At 71.1% G+C, this 21,228-nt stretch carries 17 protein-coding genes and 1 riboswitch; of the genes, 10 read left to right on the top strand and 7 right to left on the bottom strand.

Annotated features, from left to right (window positions below; genetic code table 11):
- Positions 1-263: 263 nt before the first annotated feature.
- On the bottom strand, positions 264-1,430 hold the full coding sequence (xylA, locus tag SAVERM_RS36890) for a xylose isomerase (RefSeq protein WP_010988577.1): 1,167 nt from the start codon (positions 1,428-1,430) through the stop codon (positions 264-266).
- Positions 1,431-1,640: 210 nt separating this feature from the next.
- On the opposite strand from xylA, the gene xylB reads away from it, so the two are divergent.
- The 7 genes from xylB (at position 1,641) to SAVERM_RS43140 (ending at position 9,759) form a co-directional block, all read left to right on the top strand.
- Positions 1,641-3,086: a xylulokinase gene (gene xylB, locus SAVERM_RS36885; protein ID WP_010988576.1), complete on the top strand. Its 1,446-nt coding sequence runs from the start codon at positions 1,641-1,643 to the stop codon at positions 3,084-3,086.
- Positions 3,087-3,123: 37 nt separating this feature from the next.
- Entirely contained in the window at positions 3,124-4,362 is a 1,239-nt protein-coding gene (locus tag SAVERM_RS36880; protein ID WP_010988575.1) for an ROK family transcriptional regulator, read from the top strand.
- A gap of 581 nt (positions 4,363-4,943) precedes the next feature.
- Positions 4,944-5,543, top strand: a complete 600-nt coding sequence (locus SAVERM_RS36875; RefSeq protein ID WP_010988574.1) for an N-acetylmuramoyl-L-alanine amidase — start codon at positions 4,944-4,946, stop codon at positions 5,541-5,543.
- A 109-nt stretch (positions 5,544-5,652) separates the two neighbouring features.
- Positions 5,653-6,942 carry a helix-turn-helix domain-containing protein gene (locus SAVERM_RS36870; RefSeq protein ID WP_010988573.1) on the top strand — a complete coding sequence of 430 codons (1,290 nt, stop codon included), beginning with the start codon at positions 5,653-5,655 and terminating at the stop codon, positions 6,940-6,942.
- Positions 6,943-7,065: 123 nt separating this feature from the next.
- Entirely contained in the window at positions 7,066-8,589 is a 1,524-nt protein-coding gene (exaC, locus tag SAVERM_RS36865) for an acetaldehyde dehydrogenase ExaC (protein ID WP_010988572.1), read from the top strand.
- A 309-nt stretch (positions 8,590-8,898) separates the two neighbouring features.
- Positions 8,899-9,159, top strand: a complete 261-nt coding sequence (locus tag SAVERM_RS45105) for a hypothetical protein (RefSeq protein ID WP_010988571.1) — start codon at positions 8,899-8,901, stop codon at positions 9,157-9,159.
- Positions 9,160-9,552: 393 nt separating this feature from the next.
- Positions 9,553-9,759, top strand: a complete 207-nt coding sequence (locus tag SAVERM_RS43140; RefSeq protein WP_010988570.1) for an XF1762 family protein — start codon at positions 9,553-9,555, stop codon at positions 9,757-9,759.
- 47 nt (positions 9,760-9,806) lie between these two features.
- Here the strand turns inward: SAVERM_RS43140 and SAVERM_RS36850 are convergent, their stop codons facing one another.
- Together SAVERM_RS36850 and SAVERM_RS36845 are read right to left on the bottom strand one after the other, a co-directional pair.
- Entirely contained in the window at positions 9,807-10,334 is a 528-nt protein-coding gene (locus SAVERM_RS36850; protein WP_042494641.1) for an SMI1/KNR4 family protein, read from the bottom strand.
- A gap of 146 nt (positions 10,335-10,480) precedes the next feature.
- The gene (locus SAVERM_RS36845; RefSeq protein WP_037647056.1) at positions 10,481-10,720 is read right to left on the bottom strand and encodes a hypothetical protein; all 240 of its coding nucleotides are present in this window, start codon (positions 10,718-10,720) and stop codon (positions 10,481-10,483) included.
- 7 nt (positions 10,721-10,727) lie between these two features.
- Positions 10,728-10,913, bottom strand: a riboswitch (cyclic di-AMP (ydaO/yuaA leader).
- Between the two features lie 747 nt (positions 10,914-11,660).
- On the opposite strand from SAVERM_RS36845, the gene SAVERM_RS36840 reads away from it, so the two are divergent.
- A complete protein-coding gene (locus SAVERM_RS36840) occupies positions 11,661-14,045 on the top strand; it encodes a SpoIIE family protein phosphatase (protein WP_010988567.1) in 2,385 nt (794 codons plus the stop codon).
- A 162-nt stretch (positions 14,046-14,207) separates the two neighbouring features.
- Positions 14,208-14,726 (top strand): DUF6174 domain-containing protein, encoded by a 519-nt coding sequence (locus SAVERM_RS36835; RefSeq protein ID WP_042493996.1) that lies wholly within the window; start codon positions 14,208-14,210, stop codon positions 14,724-14,726.
- Between the two features lie 209 nt (positions 14,727-14,935).
- On the opposite strand, the gene SAVERM_RS36830 is transcribed toward SAVERM_RS36835, so the two are convergent.
- The 3 genes from SAVERM_RS36830 to SAVERM_RS36820 form a co-directional block, all read right to left on the bottom strand.
- Positions 14,936-15,463 carry a hypothetical protein gene (locus SAVERM_RS36830; protein WP_010988565.1) on the bottom strand — a complete coding sequence of 176 codons (528 nt, stop codon included), beginning with the start codon at positions 15,461-15,463 and terminating at the stop codon, positions 14,936-14,938.
- 544 nt (positions 15,464-16,007) lie between these two features.
- Positions 16,008-17,018: a zinc-dependent alcohol dehydrogenase gene (locus tag SAVERM_RS36825; RefSeq protein ID WP_010988564.1), complete on the bottom strand. Its 1,011-nt coding sequence runs from the start codon at positions 17,016-17,018 to the stop codon at positions 16,008-16,010.
- Positions 17,011-17,442 (bottom strand): tautomerase family protein, encoded by a 432-nt coding sequence (locus SAVERM_RS36820; protein WP_037647054.1) that lies wholly within the window; start codon positions 17,440-17,442, stop codon positions 17,011-17,013. The genes SAVERM_RS36825 and SAVERM_RS36820 overlap by 8 nt, the downstream gene beginning before the upstream one ends.
- 150 nt (positions 17,443-17,592) lie before the next feature.
- Between SAVERM_RS36820 and SAVERM_RS36815 the strand changes: the two genes are divergently transcribed.
- Positions 17,593-18,183: a TetR/AcrR family transcriptional regulator gene (locus SAVERM_RS36815; RefSeq protein ID WP_010988562.1), complete on the top strand. Its 591-nt coding sequence runs from the start codon at positions 17,593-17,595 to the stop codon at positions 18,181-18,183.
- A 776-nt stretch (positions 18,184-18,959) separates the two neighbouring features.
- Here SAVERM_RS36815 and SAVERM_RS36810 read toward each other — a convergent pair.
- On the bottom strand, positions 18,960-20,918 hold the full coding sequence (locus SAVERM_RS36810) for an N-acetylmuramoyl-L-alanine amidase (protein ID WP_010988561.1): 1,959 nt from the start codon (positions 20,916-20,918) through the stop codon (positions 18,960-18,962).
- Between the last annotated feature and the right edge of the window lie 310 nt (positions 20,919-21,228).

The raw sequence follows: 21,228 nt of genomic DNA, 5'->3' as shown, positions 1-21,228 counted from the left end.
ACGACGTCCCGTAGTCATCGGTCGGTGGTCCATGGCCGCCGGGCGGCACACCCGGCGGCGGCCCGAAGCCCCCGTTGTGGGGATGCGGGTTCTCTCCCGGCGGCTGAGGCGGTACGGGCGGCATGGCCATACCGTCCAGAGTCGCCTCGAACCGGTCATGACGCGACCCCCGCGCGGAAGTTGATACGGACCGATGCCATGGACCGCACGATTCCGGAGCAATTCCGCGCGGAGACCGATCGCATGGCCGCTCCGCAACGCGATCAGCCACGCGCCCCCAGCAGGTGGTCCATCGCCAGCTGGTCCAACTGCTCGAAGGCCATCCCCCGCGCGGCGGCCGCCTCCACGTCGAAGTCCTCGAACGCCGTACGGTCGGCGAGCAGCGCCGTCAGACCGTCCCCGGCGGTGGGCTGCGCCAGCTCGTCCAGCCGCGCGGCGCGCAGCGCCTCCTGGACCTCGGGGTCGGCGCGGAAGGCGGCCGTACGCTCCTTGAGGATGAGGTAGTTGCGCATGCAGCCCGCGGCCGAGGCCCACACGCCGTCGAGGTCCTCCGTCCGCGGCGGCTTGAAGTCGAAGTGCTTCGGGCCCTCGTAGCCGGCGCTCTCCAGAAGGTCGACCAGCCAGAAGGCGGCGCGCAGATCGCCCGCCCCGAAGCGCAGGTCCTGGTCGTACTTGATGCCGGACTGGCCGTTGAGGTCGATGTGGAAGAGCTTGCCCGCCCACAGGGCCTGGGCGATGCCGTGCGGGAAGTTCAGCCCGGCCATCTGCTCGTGACCCACCTCGGGGTTGACGCCGTACAGCTCCGGGCGTTCCAGGCGCTCGATGAACGCCAGCGCGTGGCCGACGGTCGGCAGCAGGATGTCGCCGCGCGGCTCGTTCGGCTTGGGCTCGATGGCGAAACGCAGGTCGTAGCCCTGGGCGGTGACGTACTCGCCGAGGAGGTCGAAGGCCTCCTTCATCCGGTCGAGTGCGACGCGTACGTCCTTGGCGGCGCCGGACTCGGCACCCTCCCGGCCGCCCCAGGCGACGTACGTCTTCGCCCCCAGCTCGGCCGCGAGGTCGATGTTGCGGATCGTCTTGCGCAGGGCGTAACGGCGGACGTCCCGGTCGTTGGCGGTGAACGCCCCGTCCTTGAAGACGGGGTGCGTGAAGAGGTTGGTGGTGGCCATCGGCACGGCCATGCCGGTGGCGTCGAGGGCCTGCCGGAAGCGCTTGATGTGCGACTCGCGCTCGGTGTCCGAGGACCCGAAGGGGATCAGGTCGTCGTCGTGGAAGGTCACTCCGTGGGCACCGAGCCCGGCGAGGCGCTGCACCGTCTCGACCGGGTCCAGGGCGCGCCGGGTGGCGTCGCCGAACGGGTCCCTTCCCTGCCAGCCGACGGTCCACAGGCCGAAGGTGAACCTGTCCTCGGGGGTGGGCTGGTAGTTCATGTCGCGGCTCCTTGCTTGCTCCGACTATTTCGTCATGGCGGTTAACAAATTAGTATGCGGAGGCATCTCTGGGAAGAGAGGATGTGTCTCCGCCGGGAGACGAGGTGTTTTCGTTCCAGAGGTACTGGGTGCCCAGAGGCGTTGTGGTCCCAGAGGTGTTTCCGTTCCCAACAGGCCAGATCCCGCGAGCCGCGGAAGAGGGAGAGCCCGATGTCAGCAGCCGAGGGTCCGCTCGTCGTCGGTGTGGACACATCCACCCAGTCCACCAAGGCCCTGGTGGTCGACGCATCGACCGGACGGGTGGTGGCGAGCGGCCAGGCGCCCCACACCGTCTCCGCCGGGGCGGGCCGCGAGAGTGATCCGCGGCAGTGGTGGGACGCCCTGTGCGAGGCCCTGCACCAGTGCGGCGACGCGGCACACGAGGCGGCGGCGATCTCGGTCGGCGGCCAGCAGCACGGCCTCGTCACCCTCGACGCGCACGGCGACCCGGTGCGCCCGGCACTGCTGTGGAACGACGTGCGCTCGGCGCCGCAAGCCCGCCGGCTGATCGAGGAACTGGGCGGCCCGAAGGCCTGGGCCGAGCGCACGGGCAGCGTGCCGGGCCCCTCGTTCACGGTCACGAAGTGGGCCTGGCTGACGGAGCACGAGCCCGAGGCGGTCCGCGCGACCGCCGCGGTACGCCTGCCGCACGACTACCTCACCGAACGCCTCACGGGACAGGGCACGACCGACCGCGGTGATGTCTCCGGTACGGGCTGGTGGGCGTCCGCGACGGAGTCGTACGACGAGGAGGTCCTCACGCATGTGGGCCTCGATCCGGCGCTGCTGCCCCGCGTGGTGCGCCCGGGTGAGGTCGTCGGCACCGTGCGCGACAGCCATGACCTGCCGTTCTCCAAGGGCACTCTGGTCGCCCCGGGCACCGGCGACAACGCGGCCGCCGCGCTGGGCCTCGGCCTGCGCCCGGGCACGCCGGTACTGAGCCTCGGCACCTCCGGCACGGTGTACGCGGTCTCGACCCGGCGCCCCGCCGACCCCACCGGGACCGTGGCGGGCTTCGCCGACGCGCGCGGCGACTGGCTGCCGCTGGCCTGCACGCTCAACTGCACCCTCGCCGTCGACCGCGTCGCCGCGCTGCTCGGCCTGGACCGGGAGGCGGTGGAGCCGGGCACGGGCGTGACCCTGCTCCCTTACCTGGACGGCGAGCGCACCCCGGATCTGCCGCACGCCTCGGGTCTGCTGCACGGACTGCGGCACGACACGACGGGCGGACAGCTGCTCCAGGCGGCCTACGACGGAGCGGTCCACGCACTGCTGGGCGCCCTCGACCTGGTACTCGACGCGGACGCGGACCGCTCGGCTCCGCTGCTGCTCATCGGGGGCGGGGCACGGGGCACGGCGTGGCAGCAGACGGTACGCCGGCTGTCGGGGCGTCCCGTTCAGGTGCCCGAGGCCAGGGAGCTGGTCGCGCTCGGCGCCGCGGCGCAGGCCGCCGGGGTGCTGACGGGCGAGGATCCGGCGGCGGTGGCCCGGCGCTGGGACACGGCTCACGGGCCGGTGCTCGATGCCGTGGAACGGGACGAGGCGACGCTGGCCAGGATCTCCGGGGTACTCTCCGACGCGGCGCCGCTGCTGGAGCGGGAACCGGACCGGCGCTGACGCGTCGAGGCCCGCGCCGACGAGATTCGAGGGAGGCATGACCGCACCGCTGCACGAGGCACACCCGGCCGGCCGGGGCCGTCGGCTGCCCGACACGCAACAGGGCATGCGCCGCCGCAACCTGGCGCGGGTGATGCACACCGTGAGCGCCGAGGGACCGCTGTCCCGCGCCGCCGTCGCCTCGCACATCGGCCTGACCCGGGCGGCCGTCTCCACCCTGGTCGACGAACTGATCCGCTCGGGGCTCCTCGAGGAGCTGGGGCCCGAGCGCCCCGGCCGGGTGGGACGCCCGGGTTCGGCCCTCGCGGTCAGCGGACGCGGACCGGCCGGGATCGGTGCGGAGATCGGCGTCGACCACCTCGCCGTGTGCGCGGTCGATCTGCGCGGCGCGGTGCGGGCACGGGCCGTACGGAACGGCACCAACCGGGGCCGGGAGCCCGCGGCGGTGATCGGGGAACTCACCCGGCTGGTGCGCCGGGTCGTCGCCGAGGCGGAACAGGAAGGGCTGTGGCCCGCGGGCCTCGCCGTGGCCGTACCGGGTCTGGTCGCGCGGGACGCCAGGACCGTGGTCCGTGCCCCGAACCTCGACTGGCACGACACGGACCTCGGCGCGCTGCTGCCCGACGAGCTGCCGCTGACCGTGGACAACGAGGCCAACTTCGGCGGCCTCGCGGAACTCTGGCTGGGCGACGGCACGCCACGCGACTTCCTCCATGTGTCGGCGGAGATCGGCATCGGCGGCGCGGTGGTCGTGGACGGGCGGCTGCTGCGCGGGACCCGCGGTTTCGCGGGCGAGCTGGGGCATGTGCCCGTGCACCCGGACGGACCGGAGTGCCCCTGCGGCGGGCACGGCTGTCTGGAGCAGTACGCGGGCGAGGAGGCCGTGCTGCGCGCGGCCGGTCTGGAGCCCGGCGAGGACCGCGTCGGGCTGCTGGCCGAGCGCGCGGCTCAGGGGGACGAGGACGTACGCGGGGCGCTGCGCGACGCCGGGACCGCGCTCGGTATCGCGCTGACCGGGGCGGTCAATCTGCTGGATCCGGAGACGGTCGTGCTGGGCGGTGCGCTGGCGGGCCTGGCGCCCTGGCTGCTGCCGTCGCTGGAACGGGAGCTGGCCCGGCGCACGGCCGGTCCCGCCTGCGCGGTGTCCGTCTCGCGGCTCGGTTCCGAGGGGCCGCTGCTGGGGGCCGCGCACGCGGTGGTGCGGGCGGTGCTCGACGACCCGGCGGCGGTGGCGGAACGGGCACAGGACAGTGCCCGCGCGGCGACGCACCGGTAGGCCGGCGCCCCGTCCCTCTCATGGGTGTCTCCATCCCCCTTGTGGGTGACGGAGTTGTCCACAGTCCCGTGGTTGTCCACCGAAGACGCCGCGCTCTTCCTGCCCAACCGGCAAGCGCCGTACCGTCATTCACGTGAGGGGCAGCCGTCGGGCGGACGGCTGTGTGTCCTGGTGGATGGGGGGTTTCACATGTCGAGGGAGACGATTCCGGGGCTGCGGCGCGAGGTGACCGGGCCGCGCGAGGTCCTGTTCCGGAGCGGCGCCGACCACGCCCGTGTCGTACCCGGGACCGGTCGTCGGCGCGTGGATGATGGCCGGGGTCGTGGTGCTGATCGTTGCGGCGCCACCACGGGCGCACAGCCGAGACCGCCCGTGTCCGTCTCGACGCGACCCCCTCGCCCGACCTTCGGCAGAACGGAGCCGTGCAGCCATGAGCGACGCCCGCATCGACTCGCCCGCCGGAGGAAGCGCTCCGACCCACGCGCGGCCGCGGGAAAGGGCCGCGGGGCTTCGGCGTTGAGCACCCGGCACACGACTCCCCCTCCCCCTTCCTCTCCCCCACGCAGAAAGGTGCTTCCCCCATGGAGCGAGCCAGAGCGCTGCCCAGCAGACGGCAGCTGCTGAAGGGCGCGGCCGTCGCCGCGGTCCCCTACGCGTTATTGCCCGCCGCGCAGGCCGGCGCCGAGCCCCGGGCCGTCGACTATCCGTCCGCCGAGTGGACGGCGGCCAGCACGTCCAACTACACGGCGTCCAGCCGCCCTTCGAGCTATCCCCTCGACTACGTGGTCATCCACGTGACGCAGGAGACGTACCCGACGACGCTGGACATCTTCCGGAACCCACAGAAGGGCGTGTCCGCGCACTACGTCGTACGGTCCGCCGACGGGCACGTCGCGCAGTGCGTCCGGGAGCGCGACATCGCCTGGCACGCGGGCAACTGGGACTACAACACGCGCAGCATCGGCATCGAGCACGAGGGGTGGGTGGACCAGCCCGCGTACTTCACCGACGCCCTGTACGAGGAGTCCGCCAGGCTGACGGCGGCGATCTGCGCCCAGTACGGCATTCCGAAGGACCGGGCGCACATCATCGGCCACTACGAGGTGCCGGGGACGGACCACACCGATCCGGGGCCGAACTGGGACTGGGTCCGGTACATGAGGCTCGTCAACTTCGCCTGACGATGCGCTCGTTCGGGCCGACGTGGTCGAAACGGTTGTCCGTGCCGAACCCGGGAGTGACGATGTCCTCAGCCGCATCGCCGCCGCATCGCCTTCCGGGGAGGCCGAGTTGTCCGATCCATGGGTGGCACTGGAGCCGGGTGCCGACCCCGCCGAGCGTGTGCGGGCGCTGCGCCGTGCCCACGAGACGTTCACAGCGGCGGGCACGGCGGCGGGCACGGTGCCACGGCCGGTGCGTTCCGTGGTGGCCGACTCCTGGCGGCGTTCCGCGCGGGCCGGGGTGGGCCCGGACGGCACCGCGAGCGTGGAGCTCACCGACGGCGACCTCGGCTCGTACCGGGCGGAGCACCCGCTCGCACCGGTGATGCCGTTGTTCCGTGAGCTGATGGGCACGTTCGCGGCGGACGGGGAGCATCTGCTGGCGGTGTGCGACGCGCAGGGCAGGCTGCTGTGGGTCGAGGGGCATCCGGCGGTGCGCCAGCGGGCGGACGGGATGAACTTCGTGCCGGGTGCGCGCTGGGCGGAGAGCGCGGTCGGGACGAACGCGCCGGGGACCGCTGTGGCGTTGGACCGGCCGGTGCAGGTGTTCGCGGCCGAGCACTTCATCCGGCGGGTCCAGCCATGGACGTGCGCGGCGGCGCCGGTGCACGATCCACGCACCGGGCGGGTGCTCGGCGCGGTCGACATCACCGGCGGGGACGGGCTCGCGCATCCGCACAGCCTCGGCTTCGTACAGGCGGTGGCACGGGCGGCCGAGTCCCAGCTGGCGCTGCTCGCGCCGGCGCGCGGCACGGCGGACACGCTCGAACTGACCGCGCTGGGCCGCGACGAGGCACAGCTCCTCGCGGGCGGGCGGAAGATCCGGCTCAGCCGCCGGCACAGCGAGATCCTGGTGCTGCTGGCCCACCATCCCGAGGGGCTGACCGGCGACGAGCTGCTGTGCGCGCTGTACGAGGACGAGTCGGTGACACCGGTGACGCTGCGCGCCGAACTGGCCAGGCTGCGCCGCCTCCTCGGTCCCGGTCTGCTGGCCTCGCGCCCCTACCGGCTCACGGCCGCGGTGGAGTCCGACGTGGCGGTCGTGGAGCGGCGTCTTGGGACCGGGGCGGTCACGGCGGCCGTGGCGGCGTACGCGGGTCCGTTGCTGCCCGGTTCGCAGGCTCCGGCGGTGGCCCGGCTGCGGCGCAGGATCGCCGACGGACTGCGTACGGCGCTCATCGCGCGCCGCGACCCCGATCTGCTGGCGGACTGGGCGCACGCGCCGTGGGGCGAGGACGATCTCGACGTATGGCGTGCGCTGGCGGCGGTGCGGCCGACGGCGCCGGTGAGGGCACGCCTCGACGAGCTGGAGTACGAGCTGTCGGCGCCGGCGGGTTGGGCCCGTTCGGCGCCCCGGTGAGGCACCGCGCCCCGCCGCGCCCGGGGGCGCGAGGTCCGCAACGTCGTTGCAACGTCCTCGTCCCTAGCCTCGCGCCGAGAGCTGCCCAACGGCGGGCAGCGCTTCTGAGGGAGGCAGGCCAGCATGACCCGTTTCGCAGCGCCCGGCACCGACGGCGCGATCGTCTCCTACCAGGCGCGCTATGACCACTTCATCGGCGGCGAGTACGTGCCGCCGGCCCGCGGACAGTACTTCGAGAACCCGAGCCCGGTGAACGGGCAGCCGTTCACGGAGATCGCGCGGGGCACGGCCGAGGACGTGGAGCGCGCGCTCGACGCCGCGCACGCGGTCGCCCCCGCCTGGGGCCGCACGTCCGTGGCGGAGCGCTCCGACATCCTCCGCCGCATCGCCGACCGGATGGAGGCGAACCTGGAGAAGCTGGCGGTCGCGGAGAGCTGGGAGAACGGCAAACCGGTCCGTGAGACGCTGGCCGCGGACATTCCGCTGGCCATCGACCACTTCCGCTACTTCGCGGGCGCGATCCGCGCGCAGGAGGGTTCCCTCGGCGAGGTCGACGACGACACGGTCGCGTACCACTTCCACGAGCCGCTCGGCGTGGTCGCGCAGATCATCCCGTGGAACTTCCCGATCCTGATGGCGACGTGGAAGCTCGCCCCGGCCCTCGCGGCGGGCAACGCGGTCGTCCTCAAGCCCGCCGAACAGACCCCGGCGTCCATCCACTACTGGCTGAGCCTGGTGGCCGACCTGCTGCCGCCGGGCGTGCTGAACATCGTCAACGGGTTCGGGGTGGAGGCGGGCAAACCGCTCGCGTCCAGCCCGCGGGTGGCGAAGGTGGCGTTCACCGGCGAGACCACGACGGGGCGGCTGATCATGCAGTACGCCTCCGAGAACATCACCCCGGTCACGCTCGAACTCGGCGGCAAGTCCCCGAACATCTTCTTCGACGACGTCTGGTCGGCGAACGACGACTTCCGTGACAAGGCGCTCGAAGGCTTCACGATGTTCGCCCTCAACCAGGGCGAGGTGTGCACCTGCCCGTCCCGGGCGCTCGTCCAGCGCGGCCAGTACGCCGAGTTCATGGAGGCGGCGGTCGCCCGCACCGAGCTGATCAAGACCGGTCACCCGCTCGACACGGACACGATGATCGGCGCCCAGGCGTCCAACGACCAGCTGGAGAAGATCCTCTCCTATCTGGACATCGGCCGGCAGGAGGGCGCGAAGATCCTCACCGGCGGCGAACGCATCGAGCACGACGGTGAGTTGAAGGGCGGTTACTACGTCCAGCCGACCATCTTCGAGGGCGACAACCGTATGCGGATCTTCCAGGAGGAGATCTTCGGTCCGGTCGTCTCGGTGACGTCGTTCAATGACTTCGACGACGCCATCAAGATCGCCAACGACACGCTGTACGGGCTCGGCGCGGGCGTATGGACGCGGGACATCAACACCGCGTACCGCGCGGGCCGTGCCATCCAGGCGGGCCGCGTCTGGACGAACTGCTACCACGCCTACCCGGCCCACGCGGCGTTCGGCGGCTACAAGGGCTCGGGCATCGGCCGCGAGACCCACAAGATGATGCTGGACCACTACCAGCAGACGAAGAACCTACTGGTGTCGTACTCGCCGAAGAAGCTGGGCTTCTTCTAGCCACCGAAAAAGGGCGCCTGACCAGGCAAGATGCCCGTCAGGCGCCCTCCGGGGCGCACGACTGAGCTTGGAGTTCCCCGCCCACAGCTGCCAGCGGGCGTCCCGTGTGGTCAGCTCGGCTTCCGGCTTCCGGATCGAGGTGCCCGGTGGTGAACTCCGTGCCGCGCGCCGCTGATCTCCCGTGAACTGGAGACCGGTACCCACTACCTGGCGTGGAACCAGGGCGTCACCCGCACACGCCGGCCGGCGACCAAGCCGGGCCTTGGTGCGGCGGCCGCCCTGACCGCGGCCCGACTGGCCGCACTCGCGGTGAGTTGGTGGAGCAGCCCCATCGACCGGGCTGTCAACGACGGTGGCGCGACGGACACGTACTTCCCGCGGCTCGACCCCGTGACCTTCGCCGCACGGGGTGTCGTCCCCATGGCCCAGGCCGCTTTCGCCTTCGTCCTGGGCGTCGCCCTCGGCCTCGTCATCCGCCGCACCCTGCCCGCGATGGCAACCCCGCTCGTCGTCTACGCCGCTGTCCAGATGACCAGGCAGCAGGTCCGGACCGCGACGCCGGACCGCTGAAGCGGGTGCGAGGGGCAGCCGGGATCCGGCTGCCCCTCGCGGTGTTCCACAACGTCGCCTGGCACCGGACATGAGGACGCCGGCCTGGCAGGGCCGGGTCAGACACAGGCACTCATCAGGACACGTCCCCGCTCGCCGACTACCGAGCCGCGTAGCCGCCGGCTACGCATCAAAGCCAGCCACGACCTCGGCCTCGTTCGCGGAGGCCCGCCAAGTAGCAGAGGCCCGCTCGATCACCGAGGCCGGGCGGTGGATCGACCAGCGTGGTCACCTTCGACGCGTGGTCGGACGCCGCAGACAGTTCTGCCGCGCCGGGCTCCAGACACCACGGGCGCAAGTCGAGCACGGCGCAGCGAAACACACGCCGCCGCAGTCCGACTTCGGAACGGCGGCATGAACGAGTCCCGCCCGCACCTGGTGCCCGTCCGCTCCCGTGACGCCGAGGATTTCGTCCGCCTCCGGCATCGGCACCACCCCCCGCCCGCCGGACAGGTCTTCTCGGTCGGTGCCGCCGACGACACCGGCATCCTGCGCGCCGTGGCCGTGGTCGGCCGCCCCGTCGCCCAGCCGACAGCTTCGTCCCGCTCACTGAACCCATGAAGTCGATCGGATTGGAGAGAACCGCCGCAGGCCGCACTCCTGAAAAGTCACGCAGCGTCATGCCAGGGCTTGTTCGCTGCCCAATGCCGGACCCAGCCCGCAAAGCCAGGCTCAGCAGTGGTGAACCCGAACTGCGCACCGAAGGGGACAGCGCCGACGTCACTGATCAGCCAGACGTGTCCTCGGTGAGGTCCGGTGACGATGAGATGCCAGTTCATCGCGCACCCGTCGGTGCCGAGCACGATCGAGCCGTGGTTGTAGACCTGCTCCAGGAGCTCGTCGGCATCCTCGGACGGGTCCGAGTCCTCCTCCCACATCCATGCCTCCACCAGCGGGAACGGCTTACTCAGGTCGCGTTCCTGCTCGTCATCGCCCCAGTCGTCCGGCAGCTCCGCCACCGACAGCAGTCCATACTCGGGCGGCCCGGAGTACGAACCGTCCGCTATCTCAGCGACGAAGGCCCGATACGGCTCGGGCAGCACGATCCTGTGTTCTGCCTCAAAGGCATGAACTCCGGCAGAAGAAGTGCTCGGCGCCAAGCACACGGCCCGGGCGACGATGAGTTCCCGTTTCATGATCACGAAAGGAGAGGTCTTGGTCTGGGTGCCAAGACCTCTCCCGCGTCCTTCAACGTCTTCTACGGGGTCTCCGTGAAGACCTTGGTCTTGATGCCCCCGAGGGTTGGTGGGGGTCTAGTTGAAGCCACGTATGTACTACTGGATCAAGACCTGATGTAGGTCAAGATCACAAAGATGAAACCGCCCAGCCCCAGTGCCGCAAGGGCTCCTGTACTGATGGCCTCGTAGTACGAGACCCCCTCCATCGTCCGACGGACGATGCCCGCGAAGCAGCCACCGATGATCGCGATCAACACCGCGATCAAGGCATCCGTCTTCTTGTTGCTCTTCGGAGGCTCGTCCCTGGACCCCGAGAGCTGCGGGCCGTTCTGCGTTGCCGTCATGGCTTCCCGCACCTTCGTCAGCCGCCTGCGAGGTGAGCTGTCGGGTTCGGACGGCGAAGAAGTCCGGCCACACCCACTCATGTGGCTTCACCCCGAGCCGGCTCCTGATTCACTGACGTCACATCAGAGTCAGTTCGCGGACCGGCACTTATCTTGGGTCCCCCGCTCCTGCCGATCTCCGTGTGTGGTCAGACATCCGGGCGTCGGCAGGATTCGGCGTCCACCCGGACCGCCTCACCATCCTCAGTGAGGGCTTGAGAAGGATCGTGACGCACGCCACGTCGAAAATCTCCCCCAGAAGAGGTATTTGTGGTGCTACTCACCACTCGCCCGTTCGGGTGGACAGCGGGGCAATCACCACTGGTCAAGCCGTGGACAGCGCAGTTTTTGCAGCCCTGATCAGTGCCGCTTGATGAGGCCCGTCTACGTCAAACGGGGGTACGCCGTTCGGACCGGTCGGCAGAGGCGCTCGGTGGCCTGGTCGTACGGTCGCGCGGTCACCGGCGGCCCAGCCGCTGTTGTTGCTGCTCACACCGAGGTCCGAACGGCGTGCCGCTGGCCACCCTCGGGTCATGCCTCCAGGCCGGAGCCCGCCGCCGCGGCCCCCTGGCACCGCCGCTTCGCCCCGGTGCCGAACGAAGGCACGGCAGCCGGTTCAGCAGGCCGGCCGTCATCCGGACCACGGCCGGCGGCCGGCGGCAGGCGGCAGGCGGAGGCGCCGGGATGAGCCGGCACCTCGTCGAGCGGCTGGGTCGGGCGCCATGACGAGTGGGGTTGCGTGTGGGCCGTTTCCAGGCCGCCCCCCGTCGCATGCTGCCTGGTGGGTCGCGTCCGGAAAACCATCGGTGGTCGCCCTGTGTGAGCAGGTGACAAGCGCGCGTGCGGTTGTCGTCCGTCGTGCGGCACGGGATGCTGAGAAAACACGAAGGGAAGCGGTGTCATGGATCGTTTTCCGCATGCGGCCGACGTCGATTTCCATAGTCCTCTGGACCTCTCCAAGGCCGCGGCCGCGGTGCTGGACGACGAAGGCCGCATTTCCGGGTGGGGATTCTCGGCCCAGCGCCTCCTCGGACATTCACCCGAGGATGTGCTCGGCAAGTCGGCCACCCGGCTGCTGGCCGCTCCCTCGGGCCAGCCCACGGGCCAGCGGCTGTCCGCCCTGTGCAAGGCGCACAAGCCCCGCAGCACCGTCTTGGACCTCTGCTGTCGGGACGGACGTACCCTGCGCGCGGCCGTGACGTTCAGCCCCCTCTCGGACCGGGGCGTCGCTGCGACCGTCGTGGTCGCGGCCGAGGTGGAGGCGCTACGCAGCTGGGAAGCGCAGTTGGCGATGCTGCAGGGACTGGCGACCGAGTCTTCCGTGGGCCTGACGATCTTCGACAGCGACATGCGCGTCGTCTGGGGGAACATCTCCACCGACTTGGAACTCGGGGGAGTCGCCCAGTACACCGGCCGACCGGCCGCGGACCTCTTTCCTGAGGGCGAATTCATCTCCCGCCACCACCCCCCGGACGAAGACCAGATCATGGAGCACGTGCTGACGACGGGGGAACCGATCATCGGCATGCACTACCGCGGGCGCGCCCCCGCCGACCCGGGGCGCGAGCACGTCTGGTCCTGCTCGTACCACCGGATGCTGGACGCCCGAGGCGAACCGCTGGGGCTGTTCGAGGAGTCCCTGGACATCACCGACCGCTACCGCGCACAGGAACGCCTGTCGCTGCTGGTGCGGGCAGGAAAGCGCATCGGTGCCTCGCTGGACGTGCGCCGTACGGCCGCGGAGATTGCCGACGTGGCGGTACCGCAGCTGGCCGACGAGGTGCTCGTGGACCTGCCGCCGGCGGTCATCGAGGGACGGCAGCCGCCGACGGGCTCGGCGCCGGGGCACAGTCTGCTGCGGATGCACGGCCGGACCCCGGAAGGATTCCGGACCAGTCCCGTCTCCTACCCACCCTCGTCACCGCAGGCACTGAGCCTGGCCACCAGCCGCCCCGTCGTCGACGCCTCCCCGCCCGAGGCACCGGGCGGGGAGGGATCGGCCGCCCCGCACTCCTGCCTGTTCGTCCCGCTGCTCACCCGCGATGCGATCCTCGGCCTTGTCACCTTCCGGCGCAGCAGCAACCCCGATCCCTTCGGCCCCGAGGAGCAGACGCTCGCCGTGGAACTGGCCGAGCGAGCCGCCGTCGGCATCGACAACGCCCGCCGTTACACCAGCCAGCATGCGGCGGCCCTGGTACTGCAGCGCAGCCTGCTGCCACAGCACCTGCCTGAGCAGAGCGCCGTCGACGTGGCGTACCGCTACCTGCCTGCCGACAGCCGCGTGGGCGTGGGCGGCGACTGGTTCGACGTGATCCCGCTGTCCGGTGCCCGAGTGGGCCTGACCGTCGGCGACGTGGTGGGCCACGGTGTGCACGCGGCCGCGACCATGGGCCGGCTGCGCGCCACCGTACGGACCCTGGCCCTGCTGGACTTGGATCCGGCCGAGCTGCTCACCCGGCTGGACGACCTGGTCGCGCAGGACTCGGACTCCCACGCGGAGGGCGGGCCGATCGACGAGGCGCTCGGGGTGACCTGCCTGTACGCGATCTACGACCCGGTCAGCAGCCGGTGCGTCTGGGCGAGCGCGGGCCATCCCCCGCCGATCGTGGCCGATGCGAGCGGCTCGGTGGCCTTGTCCGCGCTGGCGCCGGGACCGCCCCTGGGGCTGGGGGGCCTGCCCTACGAGAACGTTGAGCTGAACCTGTCCAGCGGCAGCGTGGTGGCGTTCTTCACCGACGGGGTCGTGGAGGACCGGCGCACCGACATCGACATCGGTATCGACCGTCTGGCCCAGGTGCTCACCTGGCAACGATGCCCGCTGGAGGAGCTGTGCGACCGGGCGCTGTCGGACATGCCGCCCGGACCACAGGCGGACGATGCCACGCTGCTGCTCGTCCGCACCCGGCGGCTCGGCGCCGACCATGTGGCGGACCTGGAGCTGCCGCCTGAGCCGACCATGGTGGCTCACGCCCGCACACTCACTGAGCGCCAATTGGCGATCTGGGGCCTGTCCGAACTGTCGTTCACCGCCTCTCTCGTGGTGAGCGAGCTGGTCACCAACGGCATCCGGTACGCCACCGGGCCCGTCATGCTGAGGCTGATCAGGGATCGCTGCCTGCTGTGCGAGGTCTCCGACAACGCGCACACCGCACCCCATCTACGGCGAGCACGTCGGGACGACGAAGGAGGCCGCGGCCTGTTCCTCGTCGCCCAGGTGTCCCAGCGCTGGGGCACGCGGTACACCTCGTCCGGGAAGACGATCTGGGCCGAGCTGGCCATACCGTAGGTCCCCCCTGGAGCACAGCACCGCCCGCCGTCCCGGCCGAAGTGTGTGCCGGCGGGCGAACCTGCTCGGGTCGGACAGTGAGCGGGGCGCCCGCCCGCGGCCTCCGTGAACGTTCTTGAGCCGCCCGGCGTCCCAGCGGTAACCGACCCCGAGGGAGTCACCATGACCGCCGGACGTGCCCGTGCTCGTTTCCTGTCCGCCGCCGTGCTGCTCGCCGCCCTGTCGTGCGCGACCACAGCCTGCGGCTCCTCGACATCCGCAGGTTCCGCCGAGACCAAGCCACAGAGCACCTGGGAGGAACCTGTCTCGTACTCCTACACGCTGACATCGAACACCCAGGTCCTGGCGGGGACCTTCCAGGTGCAGGTACGCGACGGCAAGGTGGCGGAAGTGGTCGGGCTCGACGAGGACAGCCGGCGGCAGGTACAGGATCTGCGCGCCGAAGTACCCACGATCGGCGAGCTGTTGAAGACGCTGAAGCAGGCCCGCAGCGAAGACGCGGACACGGCGGACGCGGACTACGCCGCCGACGGCCACCCCGTGCGGATCTCCCTGGACTGGGACAAGAACTCCATCGACGACGAAGCCCTGTACACGATCAGCTCCTACGAACCGACCCCCGGCCGGCGCGACTCACCGCTCCCGACGGCACCGGCCCGCGGGTTCCAGCGGCCGGACTGACCGGTGAGCTGAATGGCGGACAGCAGCGGAACGTCGACGCGCCGGAACGACTGCTGCGGCGCGCCCGGCGCATGCGGCAGCGCAGCGCGCGCCACGGCCACGGCCGACACCCGACCGGCATCGGCGGGCAGCCTCAGGTCGGGCGACGGTCCGGCGGCACACCTCCGCCACGGACTCGCCGCAGTGCGGGGGCCGGAACGGGGAGGCTGTCACGACGTGCTCGGGGCCGGGGTCGGGCCTATGCCACGCAGTTGTCGAATCGTCCCGCCGAGCTTGGTGCGGAACTGCTCCAGCATCTCCGGTTTCTTCGCGCTGACGATCCACCGCAGGCCGACCAGGTACTTGCCCCCGTAGACGGCGGCGGAGTCCAGCCAAGCCTGCTGGTACTTCTCCTCGGGGAAGGTGGTGATGAGGTAGTCGATCTCCTTCGTGTGACAGAGGCCCTGGCGCAGTTCGTCCGCGTCGATACGGATCTTGGGCTTGCAGCCGGTCAGGTTGGCGATCACCTCGACCTTCGCCGGTGCCACCGCCCCCGCCGCTGGGGCGTCGGTCACTGTCGTCGGCGACGCCTTGCTCTTCTTGGCGGCATCGTCCTCGCCTCCGCTGCACGCCGTGCTGAGGGGAAGGAGGGCCAGACTCCCGGCCAGTACGGCAGCGCGCGCCAGGCGGGCCGTGCGGGTGACGCGGCCGCCGCGGCCGCGCGATCGCTGCTGTGACTGCCGTGGCTGCTGAAGCACGTGCTACTCCGTATCCGCGTATCCGCGCTCTTCCTGTCCCCACCAGCGGACAGGCGTACGGCTGGGGGTACGGGTGAACGCAAGTGGCCGTTCACCTCGTATGTCATCGCGAGCCCGTGGGGCGGTCGGGACAACCGCCCCACGGGCCGGCACTCATGCCCGGGTGCGGGAGCGCTCGGGCTGGACGATGCGGGCGTTGTACTGGTCGGCCCAGTTCTGCAAGGCGCTCGTGCGGGCATGGTCGAGATGGCGCAGTCCGGCGAGGTCGAGCTCGACGGACCGGTCGGCGGGCGCCTGACCGGGGGCGGCCGCCGTGACATCGCGGCGAAGGCCTGGAGTGGTCCGCCGCCGGTGTCGTGGCGGAGGGTGGGCCGCAGCACGCGGCGCACCGGGATCAGGCTCAGGGCGATGAGAGCGGTGCTGAGCCGGAGAACGGCGCGCGGGCCGAGCCCGGCCGCGACGGCTTGGGCGCCCATCTGCGAAGAAGGAGGATGCTCAGGCGGGTCTCTCGGTCGGGGCGTGAAGGGCCGGGGTCGGGACGCGGTCAGCTGTCGGCGCGGACGAAGACGGGCTTGAGGTGCTTCTCGGGCAGCGCGTCGGGGAGTTGCTCCCAGTCGAGGACGTGGGAGACGACGCGCTCGGGGGCGACCTTGCCGGAGGCGGCGAGTTCGAGGGCGTCGGGGATGTGGTTGCGGACGTTGTCGCGGGCGATGCGCAGGGTGACTCCGGTGAGGTACATGTCGAGCAGGGGCAGCTCGCCGGGCCGGAAGTGGTTGCCGGCGGACTCGCAGATGCCTTCCGGGGCAAGGGACTTGACGGCCAGGGCGAGTTGGTCGACGCGTCCGGTGGCCTCGACGGCGATGTCGAAGCCATGCGGGAAGGGCTCGAGCGTCTCGGCGGTGGCGGCGCCGTAGCCGCGGGCGATCTCGCGGTGTTCGGGGTCCGGGTCGACGTACAGGATGTCGGAGGCGCCGAGCGCGCGGGCGATGTCGCAGACATACAGGCCGATGCTGCCGCGGGCGACGACCAGGACGCGGGCGCCGGGCTTGTTCTTCAGGTGGGGGGCCACCAGGCGCCACGACAGGGACCAGTTGTCGCTCGCCGAGGCCATGGCGACCGGGTCGAGGCCGGCGGGCAGGGGTACGAGCATGGCGTCCGCCCACGGCACGCGGACCAGGTCGGAGAAGAGACCGCCCCAACTGCCGCCGATCGGCGCGCCGTACATGGCCATGTGCGGTACGGCCGTGCAGTGCGCGGTCAGTCCGGCGCGGCAGTTGTCGCACGTGCCGCAGTTGATGGACCAGGGGACGACCACCAGGTCACCGGGGGCGACGGTGGTGACGGCGTCGCCGGTCTCGACGACCCGGCCCACGCATTCGTGACCGAGGGCGAAGGGCGGGTCGATGAAGCCGTGACCGGCCAGGATCATGGAGTCGACGTCGCAGGACGTGGCGGCCACCGGCACGACGATCGCCTCCTGGTCGGACTGGAGCTTGGGGTCGGGCGCCTCGCGCCACTCGACGGTGTTCCGGCCGGTGTAGGTCAGTTCACGCATCGGCCCGCTGCCCCTTCGCCAAGGCCACCAGGTCGGCGTAGCGGATGACGGAGCCGCCCGCGCCCCAGGTGCCGTCGGGCTGTTCGTGCACCAGTGCCCACACGCGCGGGGCGTCCGACTGGGTGAGCCCGGCGGCGTCGAGGACGGTCCTGGTGGCGTCCTCGACCAGCCCGGCCCTGCGCCGCTCGGACAGCGCGCCCCGGGGAACCGTCACCTCCACGAGGAAGCGGGGTGCGTCGTCCTCGGCGGTCGTCTGTGCCCCTTCGGGCAGCTCGACGAGGTAGCTCCACGCCTGGGCGCGGAAGAACGCGGTGTCGGGCGCTCCCTCCCAGCGCAGCAGGACGGCCGCCAGGTCGCGCTGGACGGTCCTGCGGCCCTCCTCGGTCAGGGAACCGGGCGGGACGGTGAGCCGGATCATCGGCATGGCGAAGTCTCCCTTCGGATGTGCACAGTTCTGCGCACAGCTGTGCGCACAGCTCTGGGCACAGCTCTGCGCACAGGATCTATAACAGTCGTTATAACCGGAGGTCACGCTAGACTATGACGAGCGTTATAGCCAGAGAGGAGTACGGTCTTGGCTCGATCCAACGCGCCGTCACGTGAGCGCATCGTGGCCGGTGCCGCCGACCTGATCAGCCGGCGTGGCCTGAACGCCACGAGCATCCGGGAGCTGGCCAAACACGCCAAGGCACCGCTCGGCTCGACCTACCACTTCTTCCCCGAGGGCAAGCAGCAGCTGGCCACCGAGGCAGTGCGCTACGCGGGAGAAGCGGTCGCCCGCATCCTGCGCAAGGAATTGGCCGCGGGCCCGGTCGCCGGCCTGCGGGCCTTCCTGGCGCTGTGGCGCGGCATCGTCGTCGAGAGCGACTTCCGTGCCGGCTGCCCCGTGCTGGCCGTCTCGGTCGAGGAGCCGCCGGCCGACGAGATCCCACCGGCGCTCGTCGCCGCCGCCGAGGCGTTCGAGGAGTGGGAGCACCTGCTCGCCCAGGCACTGCGGGCGCATGGCGCCGACTCCGACCAGGCTCCGGGGCTCGCGGCCCTCATCGTGGCATCCGTCGAGGGCGCCATCGCCATGTGCCGCGCCAAGCGCAGCACGGACCCCCTGGACCAGGTGGCACAGCAGCTCGAAGTCCTCATCGTCGGCGCGCTCGACCGTCCGGCCTGACAGCGCAGGGCTTTCCCGGACTCAGGCTCCGTCTCGCGTCCAGCCCGGCGGCAACTTCCCTGCTCCCGCCCTTCGTCGGAGTGTGGGTAGATCACCGCGGCCTTCTGCACCGCGGCCTTCCAGGAGAGGCGCCGGCCGCGGGTGGCCGGCGCGGGCCGGAGCTGGGCTCGTTTCCGCCCCGGCGGCCGCATAGCCTCCGCCGGCCCGCACAGCCGTCGGGCGGTGCAACGGGAGGGATGCTCATGCGGCAGCGAGGAACGATCTGCTGGTTCACCAAGGCGGCCCGGGTGTTGGCACCACTCGGGTTGGCTCTCCTGTCGGGAACCATCGTGTACACCCTCGCGAACTACAGGACGGCCACCGTCATGGGCGACTCGATGAGAGCCACGTACCCCCGGGAGGATCGGCTCTTCGTCGAGCGGATTGACGCGAGCGACGCCGACGACTCGCGTTTCCACCTCAGCGAGCGGTCAGGCAGCGTCGCGGCGTCCGGAGTGCGGAGTGCGGGGACGAGTGCCGGAGGGCTCCGCCGTGCCGACGGTGCTGATGCCTCTCGGGAGCCTCGGGACCCTGCTGGCCCTGGCCGGTATCGGGGGCTACGCAGTCAGCCGACGTGCCGGGAAGTCGCTCCCGTCCGGGACGCCGTGGTCCATGGCTTGAAATGGCCGGCCTGTCACCAACACCGTTGCGCGGGACCAGCGTTGATCCCGCCGTGGGAGTCAGAGGAACACGCCGTGAGCGAATTCCCCTGACCCACCCCGGAACCTGACGAGGCGCTACCGCTTGTCGGCGTGCACCACATCCACATCGGCCGCGCGGACGAATCCGATCCGATGGCCGAACTGGATCTCGTAGTACAGGTCTTCTCCCTTCACCACGTGGTTCAGTGCGGCGTCGGTGGCCGACGGCTGGAAGTACGAGCCGCTCGTACGGCCCTGCGTCGCGTACCGCTGGCCCTCGAGGAGTTCGTACGGAAGCGGTGAGTCGGGCTGCACGGGCACCTCCGAGGGGTACGCCTCCTCTTCCGGGTGGGCGCGCCCGTAGACCGGCACGCTCCTCAGGCCGTCCTTCGGGGTCACCATCAGACCTGAGGCTCCGACGGCCGTCGGATTCCTCTTCGGGTTCTTGAACCAGGCCTTCTGGCCCAGGTACCAGATCGCCGTCCAGTCACCGCGGCGTTCGGCGACGGCGTACGTCTGGCCGGTGGAGATGCGCGAGCCCAGGTCGTTGACGTCGGCCGTCGAGTCCTCGCCGTCCGGGCGCCGCCCCGGGTCCTGGATCAGCGGGGCGTCCTCGTGCGGCTCGGTGTGGACGCGGACCGCGCTGGAGCCATGTGGTGCGCAGGGCTTGCCCGACTCGTTGCAGCCCGTGTACAGCGGCTGATTCGTGCGGAAGTCCGGCAGCACGGTGACGAGGTCGCTGTCCGCCCCGGCCGTGGCGCGCAGGGGCGCGCCGAGGAGGTCGAAGTAGTGCCGCCAGTCCCAGAAGGGGCCGGGGTCGTCGTGCATGTCGGGGATCGACGAGGCGGTCGGGGCCGGCACATTGTCGTGGCCGAAGATGTGCTGCCGGTCCAGCGGGACGCCGTACTTCTTCGCCAGGTACGCCACCAGGCGGGCCGAGGACCGGTACATCTGCTCCGAGTACCAGGCGTCCGGCTGCGTGAGGAACCCCTCGTGCTCGACGCCGATCGAGCGGGCGTTCACGAACTGGCTCCCGGAGTGCCAGGCCACGTCCTTGGTCTTGACATGCTGCGTTATGTGGCCGTCGCTGGAACGGACGGTGTAATGCCAGGACGCCTCGCTGGGGTCCTGCACCGTGTCGATCATGGAGGTCCGGGTGGCCTCGGTGTCATGAATGACGATGTACTCGACTCGCTGGTCCTTGGGACGGTCGGCCAGGTCGTGATTGCCGTACTGGTCGTCGCCGAACTCCGTGTGCGGGGCGGGAATCCAATCGCAGGCGAGCGTCGCGGGGCACTCGACATCGGGGTCGGCCGTCGCACGTGGCCGTATGGCCCGCACCTGCCTGGAGTCGGGCCGCACACCCGGGCTCGCCGCGAGCGTGACCCGCTGCCCGGTGTCCGTGGTGCGGTGCGCGCCGGCGCGGATCACCGCGAAGACGTCGTTCGCAAACGTCGCCGCCGTCGCGCTGTCGTCCGCGCCGGAGAAGCGCGCCACCGCGCTCCACCAGTCGGCCGGATCGGCACTCAGCGGCTTGCCGAGCCGGCGCTGTGTCGCCGCCAGGAGGGCGGCGCCGCCCCGTACGTTCACGTCGGCGTCCGTACGCAGCCGGGCCGCCGGGACCCCTATCAGCCCGGCTACCCGCTCCAGAGTCGTCAGCTGGCCGGGAAGCCGGGGGGCGGGCTGCTGCGGCCCCGCCGCCACCGCGAGCGGCGGGGCCGTGTCGCGGGTCACGCCGTGATGCGGGGCCTCGGCGAGGGCCGTGCGTGTGTCGGTGAGGTGCATCGGCCCATAGCCGCCGATGACGCTCGGGGCACCGTCGTGCGTGTCCCACCGGGACTGCAGGTACGACACGCCGAGCAGGACGCTCTGCGGCACCCGGTACTCGGCCGCCGCGTCGGCGAACGCGCGCTGCAACCGCGTCGTCGCCTCACCCTGGGCGTCGCTCGACGGCCCGGTGACCAGCAGCGGCACCACCAGCGCGGCCGCCGCGGTCGCGCACGCCGTCCGGTACAGACATCGCACGGCCGGTGCACGGGGGAAAGGTTTCTGCATAAAGGGTCTCCAGTGATGGTCGAGTTCACGTCTCGTCGGGTGCGATGGGTCGCGCGGGGCGGAACGCCGTCACCGCTGCCGGCTCCCCAGGAGCCGCCCATCGTGGCCAGGACAAGGGAGTTGTTCGTCAAAGCCACTCCTCGTACGTTCTCCTGCCTGGCGCGGCCGGTCTTGTGGAGCGTCACTGGTGTGGACTAATTGCCCGGGAGAGGCCACCCGGTCGGCGGCCGGACGCCCGCTCCCGGCGTGTGTTCACCGACCGGGCCGCGCCGGCATGGACCGCCCCCGGCCAGGTGACCGAGTGGGGCGG

It is taken from the genome of Streptomyces avermitilis MA-4680 = NBRC 14893 (genome assembly GCF_000009765.2).
Lineage (GTDB): Bacteria > Actinomycetota > Actinomycetes > Streptomycetales > Streptomycetaceae > Streptomyces > Streptomyces avermitilis.
The sequence above is the reverse complement of the archived record's forward strand: the minus strand, read 5'-3'. Positions and strand labels throughout refer to the sequence as shown.